The organism is Paenibacillus sp. FSL W7-1332 (assembly GCF_037969785.1).
Taxonomy (GTDB): Bacteria; Bacillota; Bacilli; order Paenibacillales; family Paenibacillaceae; genus Paenibacillus_AQ.
Genome location: NZ_CP150209.1, coordinates 759,065 through 770,601 on the forward strand (window position 1 = coordinate 759,065; position 11,537 = coordinate 770,601).

Below are 11,537 nucleotides of genomic sequence, written 5' to 3' on the forward strand. Positions count from 1 at the left end.
CGTAATTCAAAATAACTAAAGATCAAATCCCCTTTAAGCGTGCGAAGATCAATTTTCGTACAGCAAAGAGCCGAGGAAACCTGAAACACAGGTAAACCTCGGCTCTTTTTTCGTTACGGGCAAAACTCCTTCAGCATCTGCTCCTTCACTTCTTCAATGGGGAAGTGCTGGGGATAGGTGGATATCATCAGCATGATGCCCTGCAGGGTAGAAGAAAAGTACAAGGAGCGCTTGCGCGGCTCGGGAACCCCGAGGCTTTCGAATATGCGGCACTGAATCTCAAATTGCCGTGCAGCCTCTTCCACAAGACGCTTGCTGTAGGGAAACAGCTCTTGATCCGCTTCGGGCTGGGTTTGAAGATGCAAGTAAAAACGGAATACTTCCGGCTGCCGATCGACGTTGTCGATGGCTTGCTCCAAAATATATTTCAGCTGATCTGCGGGTGCTTGGAGCGAAGCGGCATTCTCTATGACTTCGGCAACGCCTGCGATTCGCTCCTCGACCATAGCGGCAAGCAGTCCTTCCTTGCCTGGAAAATAGTTATAGAGCAGCCCTTTGGAAATGCCGGCTTGCTTGGCTACATCACTAATGGAAGTGGCATGGTAGCCCTGATGGATAAACAAATCCATGGCGGCTTCTAAAATTTTCTCTTTCGCCATCTGGCGTATGCGTTCGTTCTCGCTGGGCGAGCGTGGCATAAAATCTTCATTCCTTCACGAAAGAATACCTAATCAATCTTCAATCATTTGCAGAACTTGATGAGATTTATTTTAGTATTGAATGAATGATGGGTCAATATTAAAACAGAAGCGGATCTTAAGTTGCTTCTCGGAGAATGAAGAGCATTGTGTTTTTTTCTGTGAATTAATTCACTAATAATGATTGTGAATTATGTTACAATCGAAAAAAACAACTTTGCGGATGAGGAGGAACGGACGATGGCTCGTTATTTTAACGGTAAAGAAGTGGAACTGTTAGCTCCTGCCGGAACATTCGAGATATTCAAAACCGTCATTGACGCAAACTGCGATGCCGTATATTTCGGGGGACCATCCTTGAACATGCGCATGATGCGCAAGGGCTATAACTTAAGTTATGAGGAAGTCAAAGAAGCCGTCCATTTGGCCCATGAGTGCGGTAAACGTGCTTACATTACAGTGAACAATCTGATGGATGAGGAGGATCTGGAGGAAGCGAAGCGTTATTTCGCCTTTTTGAACGAGATTGGCCCGGATGCCATTATCGCGCAGGATCTGGCCGTATTTCCCCTGATTCAGGAGATGAACTATACCAATATTCCGGTTCACTCCTCGGTCATGATGAATGTGCACAATCTGGAGATGATTGAAGCCGTCAAAGCATTGGGCGTTTCCCGCATCGTGGCTTCCCGGGAGATGGACCTGAAGACGGCGGAGGTGCTGCACACTAGGAGCGGAATGGAGTTCGAGTATTTTGTACACGGCGATATGTGCACCGTTCACGGCGCTAACTGCCTGTACAGCTCCATGCTGTTCGGCAACAGCTCCAACCGGGGACGATGCATGAAGCCCTGCCGCTGGGATTATCGGGTGAAAAAAGACGGCTACCTCTATCCTACCGAGTACCCGCTTGCGGCGAAAGATATGTATATGTACGAGCATATTCCGGAGCTGATCAAGTCTGGGATTACCAGCTTTAAAATAGAAGGACGCATGAGAGACATCGAATTTCTGCTGATGGTCGTTAATTCTTACGGAGATGCCATAGATCGTTACATTGCGGATCCGCTGGGCTTTAACCGCGAAGACGGGGCGGATACGCTGCATAAAAACCGGAAGCGCGATTTCACGACCGCTTATGCCTTTGGCAAGCCGGGACTAGCGTTCATCAATCGCCGTTATGAAGGAACAGGCAAGTTTTACAGTTCGGGGAAGGTGTTCAGCACGCCTACCGCGGAACGCGAGATGAAGGAGGAGCGGGTGCTTCAGGTGAAGGAGTCGCTTCGTCATGCGAAGCGGGAGCAGCCTTGCACGTCGATTCCGCAAATTACGGTGCATGTCAACTCGGTGGAGCAGGCCCGAGCGGCAATAGAAGAAGGCGCGGACGTCATCTATCTGACAGGCGACGTGTTCCAGCCGGATCGTCCTTTCGGTCGTGAGGATATCGAAGCTTTGACGACGGATAAAGGGAATGCCGAAATGATTCTTGGCATGCCGCGCATGATGAATGAGCTGCATATGGAGCAGTACCATCATTTCCTCGCCGAGGGGAAACAGCATAAGTTTTATGGCCTGGATGGCCTGCTTGCCTCCAACATCGGTGCCATGCACAAGTTTCAATCTCTAGGGCTGCCGATGATTGCCGATTTCAGCCTGAATATATACAACCATATGGCGGCTTCGTTTTATCAGAAGCATTTTGGCATATCCAGAGTCATTCCGTCCCTTGAGCTTCAGCTCCATGATTTGACGAAATTGCTGCGTCATCCGGAGATTCCCCTCGAGGTCATCGTCCACGGATCGCCCATCGTCATGTATCTGGAGCATGACCTGTACGCCAATGCGGCAGAGTTTGAGCCCATAGCTGAAGAGGATAACCGGTTCGTGGATAACCGACATCTCGTACTGCTTACGGATAAAGGGGAGAACCCTGTATACCGGGATGCCGCAGGGCGTAACCACTTGGCACTGGCAAAAGAGCTTTGCTTCATGCCGTTCTTGAAGGAGCTGCACGAAGCGGGCGTGAATCACTTCCGCATTGAAGGGAAGACGTATACGACGGAGCAGCTTCGCGGCCTGGTGCGGATATATCGTCAAGCTGCCCTGAACCTGGACTCCTGCGGCAGGCTGTATCAAGACATGACACCGATCTATGCCGGTTATACACTGGGTTCGCTCCAATTCGGCCATGCCATGCAGCTTGAGCTGACGGAAGTATGAGTTGAGCTTCGAGACGGAGTATGAGGATTAACCCGACATAAGTCATTCGTTTGACGTATTTTCCCGGAACATGGGGAACAAGAGAACAATTCAAAGAGGTGAATATCCATGACGCATGCAGATCAGACGTATATGGGTCCGGAAGCTATCGTGACAAAGCGTCGGGAATACGGCTACCCTTGCACGGCCAATTTCTATAAAGAGCCGCCCCAGATCATCAGCGGCAAGATGCATAAACTTTACGGGCATGATGGCAAAGCGTATGTCGACTTCTTTACGGGAGTGTCGGTTGTCGCCTGCGGCCACTGCAATGAAGCCATTACGGCAAGAACGATCGAACAGCTGCAGACGCTGCAGCATACGTCAACCATTTACCTTACCCAGCCGATGGCAGATCTGGCGGAGCGGTTGGCAAACGGCGTTTTGCCTGGCAACTTAAAGCGAACGTTCTTCGTAAACAGCGGCTCCGAAGCGAATGAAGGCGCGCTGCTTGTCGCACGTCTGCACACGAAACGCCGCCATTTTCTGGCGCTGGATTACGGCCTTCATGGCCGCACCTTCCTGACCATGAATGTGACCGGCATCCCGATGTGGCGTGCCGATGATTTCCTGGACCAGGGGGTGGCTACGTTTATTCCTCGTCCCTATGATCCTGCCATGGATCAGGATGCTGCCGCTCGCCGTTCCCTGGATGCGTTGGCGAGTGTGCTCGCTGCGAAGGGAGACACCTTCGCCGCCATGATCGTGGAGCCGATCCAAGGCAACGGGGGAATGATCGTGCCGCCGGATTGGTATTTCCGTGAGCTGAAGACGATGCTGGAGGAGCATGGCATTCTCCTGATTGCCGACGAAGTTCAGACGGGCTGCGGCCGCACGGGACGCATGTTCGCGATCGAGCATTACGGCATCGTGCCTGATATTCTTACCATGGCCAAGGCACTAGGCAATGGCGTGCCGATCGGCGCCTTTTCCACGACGGACGAGATTGCCGCCAGTCTGGATCGGCCTTCCGCCTCGACCTTTGGCGGCAACCCGGTATCATCCGTCACGGCGCTTGCCGTCTTGGATTACATCGAACAGCAGGGCCTGGTTGAGCGTTCCCGGCGCGTTGGCGGGCGGCTCATCGAAGGTTTGGGGGAGCTGCAAGGCCGATATAGGATAATCGCCGATGTCCGAGGCAAGGGCTTTATGGCGGGGGCCGAAATCCGTGGAGCGACCGAAGAGGAAAGCGCAGCATGGACGGATATCATTCTGGAGCGCATGAAGGAAGAAGGATTTATTATCGGCAAAAATGGGGTGGGCCGAAACGTGCTGGCTTTCCAGCCGGCCATGATGATTCCGGAGGAAGATATCGAGGCCATGCTCAGTGCGCTGGACAAGGTGCTGGCTGGGTTATCCCAATTCGTAAACGAATGAGGTTGGATTCGGATGCAGATGATGTATAAAGTCGTTCATAAGACCAAAATGTTCGGAGAACTGGTGATGTTCTCCCACACGCTGTTCTCGCTGCCCTTCGCCATCATTTCCATGATCTGGGCCGCGGACGGCGTACCGTCATGGCATGTCATGCTGTGGTCGTTGATTGCGCTGGTAGCCGCACGCAATGGAGCCAATGCCTTCAACCGCATCGCCGATTTGAAGTTTGATGCCGCTAACCCGCGGACGGCGACTCGCCATATGCCAAGAAAACTCCTGCTGCCTCGCGAGGTGTACGTATTTGTGGCCGTTAACTTCGCCATCTTTATTCTCGCGGCGGGGATGCTGAACCCGCTCTGCCTGGGACTCTCTCCGGCAGCGATCGTGCTGATTTGCACGTACTCGTACACGAAGCGCTTCACCTGGCTGTGCCATCTGTATCTGGGCTTTACGATCGCTTCGGCTCCGATCGGGGCATGGTTTGCCGTAACGGGGCAATTCGCATTCATTCCGTTTATCATCGGTACCGTCGTCATGCTGTGGATTGCAGGCTTTGATATCATCTATGCCACGCAGGATATCGAATTCGACCGGAGCACCGGCTTGTGGAGCATTCCCCGCGCGTTTGGGTTAGAGGGCGGACTGCTCATTTCCAGAATGCTGCACGGGATTATGATCATCCTGCTGGTTTCCCTTTACTTTATCCAAGGCTTAGGCTGGCTCTACTTGGCGGGAATTGCCGTTTCGGTGATACTGCTTGCCGTGGAGCATCGCATCATCAAGCCTTCCAGCCGCAGGCGGATGCACCTTGCCTCCTACAACCTGAATCAGGTCATTAGCTTGACGATTCTGCTCTTTACCTTGGCCGACCAATTTGTGCTCGGATAAAAAAACTCCCTTCGACTGCCGGCCCGCTACTCGGGCCATATGGCATTCAAAGGGAGTTTGATTTTATTGCCCGGCTTTCAAGATCGCAAAGCCGTAAGCAGGCAGCTTCACAGTCAGCTGGCCTTGCTTCGCGCTGAGGCCTTCGCCGTTCCACAGGTTCGTCCATTGCTGGTCCTGCACAGGGACGGTTATCGTGTTGCCCGCCTTGTCGTTGTTGACGGCAATGAGGATCGTTTCGTTGTCGTCCTCGCGCAGGTAAGCGATTTTGCCGCCGTTCTTCTCGGCCTTCAAAAATTTGAAGGTTCCCGTGCGGAGAGCGGAATGCTCTTTGCGGAGCTTAATGAGCGTTTGGTAGAAATGGAACAGGTCCTTGTCATGCTTGGACTCGTCCCATTCCATGCATTTGCGGCAGCCCGGATCGTGTCCGCCGTCCATGCCGATTTCGTCGCCGTAATAGATGCAAGGCGTGCCGAAGTACGTGAACTGGAACATCGCGGCCAGTTTCATCAGGCGTTTGTCGCCGTTCGCCTGCGTTAACAGTCTTGCGGTGTCATGGCTGTCCAGCAGATTGAACATCACTTCGCTGGCTTGTCTCGGATAGCCGGCAAGCTGCTTGCCGAGCATGAACGAGAACTTCTCGGCATCGGCGGTACGGTTGATGAAGAAATCCAGTACGGCATTCGTGAACGGGTAGTTCATGACGGCGTCAAACTGGTCGCCTTCCAGCCAGATGGAGGATTCATGCCATACTTCGCCAAGGATGTAAGCATCCGGGTTGGCTTTTTTCACGACTTGACGGAATTCGCGCCAGAAGCTGTGTCCCACCTCGTTGGCTACATCCAAGCGCCAGCCGTCGATGCCCGTTTCCTTGATCCAGTACTCGGCAGCCTTGAGCAGGTAAGCCCGGACTTCCGGATTCTCCGTGTTCAGCTTTGGCATCAGCGGCTCGAAAGCAAAGGTATCGTAAGTCGGAATGCCATCCACCACTTCCAGCGGCAGGGAGCGAACGTAGAACCAATCCTTATATTTGGAGTTCAAACCGTTCTTCTGCACGTCAACGAATGGGGCAAACGTTCTGCCGGAATGATTGAAGACCGCATCCAGCAAGACGCGGATTCCGCGCGCGTGGCATAGATCGACCAGTTTCTTCAGCGTGTCCTTGTCGCCGAACTGCGGATCGATTTCCATATAGTCTTCAGTATCGTATTTATGGTTTGTTGTTGCCGTAAACAGCGGCGTAAAGTAAATCGCGTTGACGCCGAGCTCGCTTAAATGGTCAAGATGGTCGATAACCCCCTGAAGGTCACCGCCGAAGAAGTTCTTCGGCGTCGGTTCGGCACTGCCCCAAGGCAAAGTGCCATCCGGGTCATTGCTTGTATCCCCATTCGCGAAGCGTTCCGGGAAGATTTGATAGAAGATCGCGTCCTTGACCCATGCAGGCGGGTGGAAAACGTCATCCCGATTGATGAACGGGTACTCGAACAGGCGGTCCGGATTGGCCGGCGGCTCTGTCAGGAAATCATATTCGGTCATCCAGCGCTTCTCGTCGCCCTGCTGGAGCAGGAAGCCGTATTTCAAACGGCGGTACGGAGGAGTTGCCTCGCACTCCCAATAATCGAACATTTCATCCGAGGACAGCTTGGTCATCGGAATATATTCCATCGTTTGATCCCACAGGTACTTGTCGCCTGCGAGGGCGTACACTTCGGTAAGGTCGTCTTTTTTGGTGCGGATTCTGAGATGGATGGTCGTGCCGTTATAAGCGTAGGACCAGTTTTTGCGCGGACGGTGATAGATGGCTTCCAAGAACATCGATAATTCCTCCTTAAATAGGTAAATTAAAAAAAGGCACAGCCAGGACTATGAATAGCCGAGGTTGTACCTTTGTAAGATAACATTGCCTTTAAATTATGAGGTTTGGATCTGGTTGCTTATGAATTCATTAGCTGATTAAAAATATACCACGCGCTCTGAGCGTATTCAAGCCCCAAGTCGAAGTCGCTGATCCTGGCCTGCAACGAGGGAGACAGGGTGCGGATTTTCGTGCGGATACCGCCGGGCGGTGCAGGTCGCAAGGAAAGAGCGGGCATTTGTTGTATAATATAGGGATAAGGACAAGCCTGACAGTGACAGATACGTATTATAGGAGGACGGTCATATGCAATACGACGATCAGATGAAAAACCGGATCAAGCGGATTGAAGGACAGCTTCGCGGCATCTTGAAGATGATGGAGGAGAACAAGGACTGCAGGGAGGTCATCACCCAACTATCCGCTTCGCGTACGGCGATCGACCGAACCATTGGCGTTGTCGTCAGCTCCAACCTGGTGGATTGTGTACGGAAGGCCGAAGAGAATGGTGAGGATACGGAGAAGCTTGTGCAGGATGCCGTTAATTTGCTCGTTAAGAGCAGATAAAGGATTAGGCACCGAACGCGAGAGCGCCGCTTGTTAAGGGGCTAGCCTTAGGGCTAGGAAATTTGTAAACGGACAAAATGGGTAAAGATAGGATGACGGTTTTTTTAAAGGAGGGTACTCAGATGTCTGTAAACGAACAAATTATACTAGCCAAAAGGCCGCAAGGCATGCCGGAGGAGTCGGATTTTATATTGGAGGAGCAGCCTTTGCCCGTTCCGCAAGCCGGAGAAGTCCTGGTACGGACCGTATACTTGTCGGTGGATCCGTATATGCGAGGCAGAATGAGCGATGCCAAGAGTTATGCGAAACCCTACGAAGTAGGACAGGTTATCGCTGGAGGCGCAGTAGGGCAGGTCATGGAATCGACGGATCCGACCTATCGGGCAGGCGATTATGTTGCAGGAACATGGGGCTGGCAGCGCTTTGCCGCCGTGCGGACAGGAACGCTGCGTAAGGTCAACCCGGATCTGGCGCCTGTATCGACCGCCTTGGGCGTGCTGGGGATGACCGGTTTGACGGCCTATTTCGGACTGCTGGATATCGGTCAGCCGAAGGAAGGCGAGACGGTAGTGATATCGGGTGCCGCAGGCGCCGTTGGCATGATTGTCGGGCAGATTGCCAAGATCAAAGGGACCCGGGTGATCGGTATTGCCGGTTCTGACGAGAAAACCAAGTACCTGACCGAGAAGCTGGGGTTTGATGCAGCGATCAATTACCAGACCGAAGATCTGGCATCGTCTTTAGCGGAAGCTTGCCCGAATGGGGTGGACGTTTATTTTGACAATGTCGGCGGTGAGGTTTCGGATGCGGTGCTGCGTCTGATCAACAAAAATGCACGGATCCCGATTTGCGGCCAAATCGCACTCTATAACCTGGAAAAACCCGATACGGGCCCGAGAATTCAGAGCCTGCTGTTGACCAATACGGCACTGATGAAGGGCTTCCTGGTCGGCGACTATGCCAGTCGGTACAATGAGGCATTGCATGAGCTGGCCGAATGGCTGAGGGATGGTAACATTCAGTACGCCGAACATATCGTCGATGGTTTCGAGAAGACCATTGAGGCGTTTCTGGGGCTCTTCTCCGGGCAGAATCTGGGGAAACAGCTGGTGAAGGTAAGCGAGGAGCAGAGTTAGTCTTTTGATATAGATAACAAAAGAGTGTCGGATTCACGACTTCGTGAAACTCCTCAACACGGGAGCTTCACGGCCGAACGGGTACAATCCGTCCGGTTTGCGTGAATATCGGCACTCTTTTTTGCGTTTATTAAGTTTAATGACTATATAGATTGAACTAAAGAAAAGAAGAACTTCAACGGAGAAGGAGGAATTATTGTGTAGAAACGAAGTGGTCGCCGTTGCCCCCGGATTTTAACCATGATATGAATGTATCGAAGAAATCTGGGGGCCACAGCGATCGGAAGAATAATCCGCATTCGTAGTGATGCTTAGGCTAAGAGTGTTTAGTTCAACTTATATAGTTAACGATGGAACACGTCCGCTATATAGCCGCTCCTGGTGTCGTAAATTGCTGATACTGGCGATACATCGAGATGCGCCAGTGGACAATCATGCCGTAAGCCAGCATGAAGAACAGCGCCGCGGTCTGCGGGATGGAAATATGCTGCTCAATGTATCCGTGGAGCAGGAGCCGGACAGCCAGCAGGCCGAGCAGAATGTAAACAAAGCTTTTCGATTTCTGCATGAAGATCTGGCCATCGACCTTTTCGAATTTGGTGCTTCGAATCAGTGGATAGGAGAAGATGAACCAGCCTACCAGAAAGGCAATTCCCGCCCACCATATAGGGATGCGTACCTGCGGCTCAACGAACATCAGAAACCCTGTGCTCATCGCGACGGGAGGGATGATGATCTTCTTGACGGTGACGGGGCGGTTGCTCGCTTTCATCCGAATGAAAATAACGGTCAGTGCCATAACCAGCATCGCAATCGTAGAGCCTATCTGAAGAATTGGGGAATCGAAATTAACCACAATTCAGAACCTCTTTCCATAAATAAAATGACATGAAATGTGCTGCCTTTTGATTATAGCACATTCTGATGCCAGGCAAAATCAGGCAGGAGCGGGAGGATCAGCGCGGTTTGGCGGCGGTCGTCTTTAAGGTTGGAGTCCATCGATGAAAATCCGGATCATGAAATCCAGGCTTTCATCTACATTCAGATCCATAGCGAATTGACCCCCGCGTTCCAGAGATGAGAAGCCATGGCACAGGCTGCGAAGTGTCCGCACGGCATGCAGCGCCTCCTGCTCACTGAGCTGGTATGGAGCCAAAATTTGGAGCAGAAGCTCGACAATCTGATTGCCTACCTGCTGCGCCTCCTGTTGTTCCGGATGGAGAGGCTGCAATGCGGCTTCGTATAATCCGGGGTGAGATCTGGCAAAGTCGACATAGGTAAGGCATACATAACGCAGCGCGTCTTCACCAGACCGGCCGGCGACAGCCTTCAGCAGCCGATCATGCAATGTCTGGAGGCCATACAGCATCAGGGCGGCATGCAGACCCGGCAGTCCGTCTACGTGGTTATACAGGGAAGGCGACCGAACGCCCAGCTTGCCTGCAAGCGCGGCCAAGGTCACGGCATGAAGTCCATCCTGATCCGCCAGATCGGCAGCGGTTTGAAGCAGTTGAAGCCGGTCGATTCCGGGTCTTGGACTCATTTTGCATTCCTCCTAATTGTAGATTCCGCATGCGTAACGGCCTTCTGCATGGCAGCGACAGGATTCTTTAGCATCCGTCCGTGGCCGACGGCCAGAACGGCGGGCTTTCGTGCGGTTAGCACTTTGGCGCTTTCCAAGGCAAGCTCCTTGCTCCAGGTCGCCATGGCAGGGAAGGGAAACCAGGGTTTGAGCACACCGGATACGGCTAATCCGCCCCGTGTCTGCCAAGCATCGCCGGCAATCAATATACCGCTGCGCTCATCGAGAAATGCCATATGCCCCGGCGTGTGTCCGGGAGTGGCGATCGCCTTGAGCGAACCAACGGAATCCCCGTCAGCCAGAAGCACGTCCGGAACGGTGGTTATGTTCTTGGGGATATCTCCGCGAATCGGAGCTTGCAACTCCCCAGGCTGGACCTCCGCGTTTCCTTTCAACAGCAGCGCATCACGCCGCGAGATGTAGACCGACGCATTCGGAAGCTCTTTCTTTAACCCGTCGAGCGCCCCGACATGGTCGCCGTGGGCATGGGTCAGCACGATCCGGGTGATGGGCTTACCTATAGCGGCTGCCGCTTGCAGGATTCCCTTTTGGGAAAATGACATACCAGCATCAATCAGCGTAATGCCGTCGCTCTCTTCTACAAGATAGACATTTATCGGGAATAGGCGAGGAAGAAATGAAATTTGAGTCACGTGCTCAATCGTTGTTTGTAACATAATAGGATTCCCCTTTCACTCAAAACTAATTATGTTAGTATAATAACTAATATCATTAGTTTTATCAAGCCTAAATTTTAACATTTTCATGAATAGGCTCATTTCACCCCTAAAATTTTTATATATTTACCAAATTTTGAGTGCAATTTTCATTGTTTTGCGTTACCATAAAGATAGATATACGGAAAAAAATGTAGATTATTGAGATGAAGGGTGAGGGGCGGACGACATGGATATTTTCAAACGCATCGTACTTCTGATGGTGATGTATGCCTTCTCCGCGGTACTTCTGTATGTAGCCAGTCAGCACACGCCATATCTGCTTCCTGTCATCTGGATTTCTGCGCTTATGCTGCTGTTATGCGGCATCGGCTATCTTGGATACCATTATTTCTTTAAAGGACGCAGAAAACGAAGTTAATCGAAGATACGTACAAGTCTGCCCAACCGGGCGGGCTTTTTTTGTGCGAAAAATAAAAAAACCGTTTGAATCACTTTGCA

General features: G+C 52.0%; 11 protein-coding genes. 6 read left to right on the forward strand and 5 right to left on the reverse strand.

The annotated features are described in order from the left end of the window. Window positions 1-113 precede the first annotated feature (113 nt). On the reverse strand, window positions 114-698 hold the full coding sequence (locus MKX98_RS03230; protein ID WP_194540722.1) for a TetR/AcrR family transcriptional regulator: 585 nt from the start codon (window positions 696-698) through the stop codon (window positions 114-116). A 240-nt stretch (window positions 699-938) separates the two neighbouring features. Between MKX98_RS03230 and MKX98_RS03235 the strand changes: the two genes are divergently transcribed. The 3 genes from MKX98_RS03235 (at window position 939) to MKX98_RS03245 (ending at window position 5,222) form a co-directional block, all read left to right on the forward strand. Then, window positions 939-2,918, forward strand: a complete 1,980-nt coding sequence (locus MKX98_RS03235) for a U32 family peptidase (RefSeq protein ID WP_339221425.1) — start codon at window positions 939-941, stop codon at window positions 2,916-2,918. Between the two features lie 108 nt (window positions 2,919-3,026). After that, a complete protein-coding gene (locus tag MKX98_RS03240; protein WP_339221427.1) occupies window positions 3,027-4,334 on the forward strand; it encodes an aspartate aminotransferase family protein in 1,308 nt (435 codons plus the stop codon). 12 nt (window positions 4,335-4,346) lie between these two features. Continuing rightward, window positions 4,347-5,222 (forward strand): UbiA-like polyprenyltransferase, encoded by an 876-nt coding sequence (locus MKX98_RS03245; RefSeq protein ID WP_194540725.1) that lies wholly within the window; start codon window positions 4,347-4,349, stop codon window positions 5,220-5,222. 63 nt (window positions 5,223-5,285) lie between these two features. Here the strand turns inward: MKX98_RS03245 and MKX98_RS03250 are convergent, their stop codons facing one another. Then, window positions 5,286-7,034: an alpha-glycosidase gene (locus MKX98_RS03250; protein WP_339221429.1), complete on the reverse strand. Its 1,749-nt coding sequence runs from the start codon at window positions 7,032-7,034 to the stop codon at window positions 5,286-5,288. Between the two features lie 346 nt (window positions 7,035-7,380). Between MKX98_RS03250 and MKX98_RS03255 the strand changes: the two genes are divergently transcribed. Beyond that, a complete protein-coding gene (locus tag MKX98_RS03255; protein WP_071222173.1) occupies window positions 7,381-7,641 on the forward strand; it encodes a metal-sensitive transcriptional regulator in 261 nt (86 codons plus the stop codon). Between the two features lie 122 nt (window positions 7,642-7,763). Beyond that, window positions 7,764-8,777: an NADP-dependent oxidoreductase gene (locus MKX98_RS03260; protein ID WP_194540727.1), complete on the forward strand. Its 1,014-nt coding sequence runs from the start codon at window positions 7,764-7,766 to the stop codon at window positions 8,775-8,777. 364 nt (window positions 8,778-9,141) lie between these two features. On the opposite strand, the gene MKX98_RS03265 is transcribed toward MKX98_RS03260, so the two are convergent. The 3 genes from MKX98_RS03265 to MKX98_RS03275 form a co-directional block, all read right to left on the reverse strand. Then, on the reverse strand, window positions 9,142-9,633 hold the full coding sequence (locus MKX98_RS03265; protein WP_071222169.1) for a cytochrome c biogenesis protein CcdC: 492 nt from the start codon (window positions 9,631-9,633) through the stop codon (window positions 9,142-9,144). Between the two features lie 126 nt (window positions 9,634-9,759). Continuing rightward, window positions 9,760-10,320 (reverse strand): TetR/AcrR family transcriptional regulator, encoded by a 561-nt coding sequence (locus MKX98_RS03270; protein WP_194540728.1) that lies wholly within the window; start codon window positions 10,318-10,320, stop codon window positions 9,760-9,762. Continuing rightward, window positions 10,317-11,036, reverse strand: coding sequence for an MBL fold metallo-hydrolase (locus MKX98_RS03275; protein ID WP_220686694.1), 720 nt, complete (start codon window positions 11,034-11,036; stop codon window positions 10,317-10,319). Before MKX98_RS03275 ends, MKX98_RS03270 begins: the two co-directional genes overlap by 4 nt. A 229-nt stretch (window positions 11,037-11,265) precedes the next feature. Between MKX98_RS03275 and MKX98_RS03280 the strand changes: the two genes are divergently transcribed. After that, window positions 11,266-11,457, forward strand: coding sequence for a hypothetical protein (locus MKX98_RS03280; RefSeq protein ID WP_071222164.1), 192 nt, complete (start codon window positions 11,266-11,268; stop codon window positions 11,455-11,457). The last annotated feature ends 80 nt before the right edge of the window (window positions 11,458-11,537 follow it).

Coding starts and splice junctions, on each gene's coding strand:
- MKX98_RS03230 (WP_194540722.1), bottom strand. CDS start 698: ATGCCACGCTCGCCCAGCGAGAACGAACGCATACGCCAGATGGCGAAA.
- MKX98_RS03235 (WP_339221425.1), top strand. CDS start 939: ATGGCTCGTTATTTTAACGGTAAAGAAGTGGAACTGTTAGCTCCTGCC.
- MKX98_RS03240 (WP_339221427.1), top strand. CDS start 3,027: ATGACGCATGCAGATCAGACGTATATGGGTCCGGAAGCTATCGTGACA.
- MKX98_RS03245 (WP_194540725.1), top strand. CDS start 4,347: ATGCAGATGATGTATAAAGTCGTTCATAAGACCAAAATGTTCGGAGAA.
- MKX98_RS03250 (WP_339221429.1), bottom strand. CDS start 7,034: ATGTTCTTGGAAGCCATCTATCACCGTCCGCGCAAAAACTGGTCCTAC.
- MKX98_RS03255 (WP_071222173.1), top strand. CDS start 7,381: ATGCAATACGACGATCAGATGAAAAACCGGATCAAGCGGATTGAAGGA.
- MKX98_RS03260 (WP_194540727.1), top strand. CDS start 7,764: ATGTCTGTAAACGAACAAATTATACTAGCCAAAAGGCCGCAAGGCATG.
- MKX98_RS03270 (WP_194540728.1), bottom strand. CDS start 10,320: ATGAGTCCAAGACCCGGAATCGACCGGCTTCAACTGCTTCAAACCGCT.
- MKX98_RS03275 (WP_220686694.1), bottom strand. CDS start 11,036: ATGTTACAAACAACGATTGAGCACGTGACTCAAATTTCATTTCTTCCT.
- MKX98_RS03280 (WP_071222164.1), top strand. CDS start 11,266: ATGGATATTTTCAAACGCATCGTACTTCTGATGGTGATGTATGCCTTC.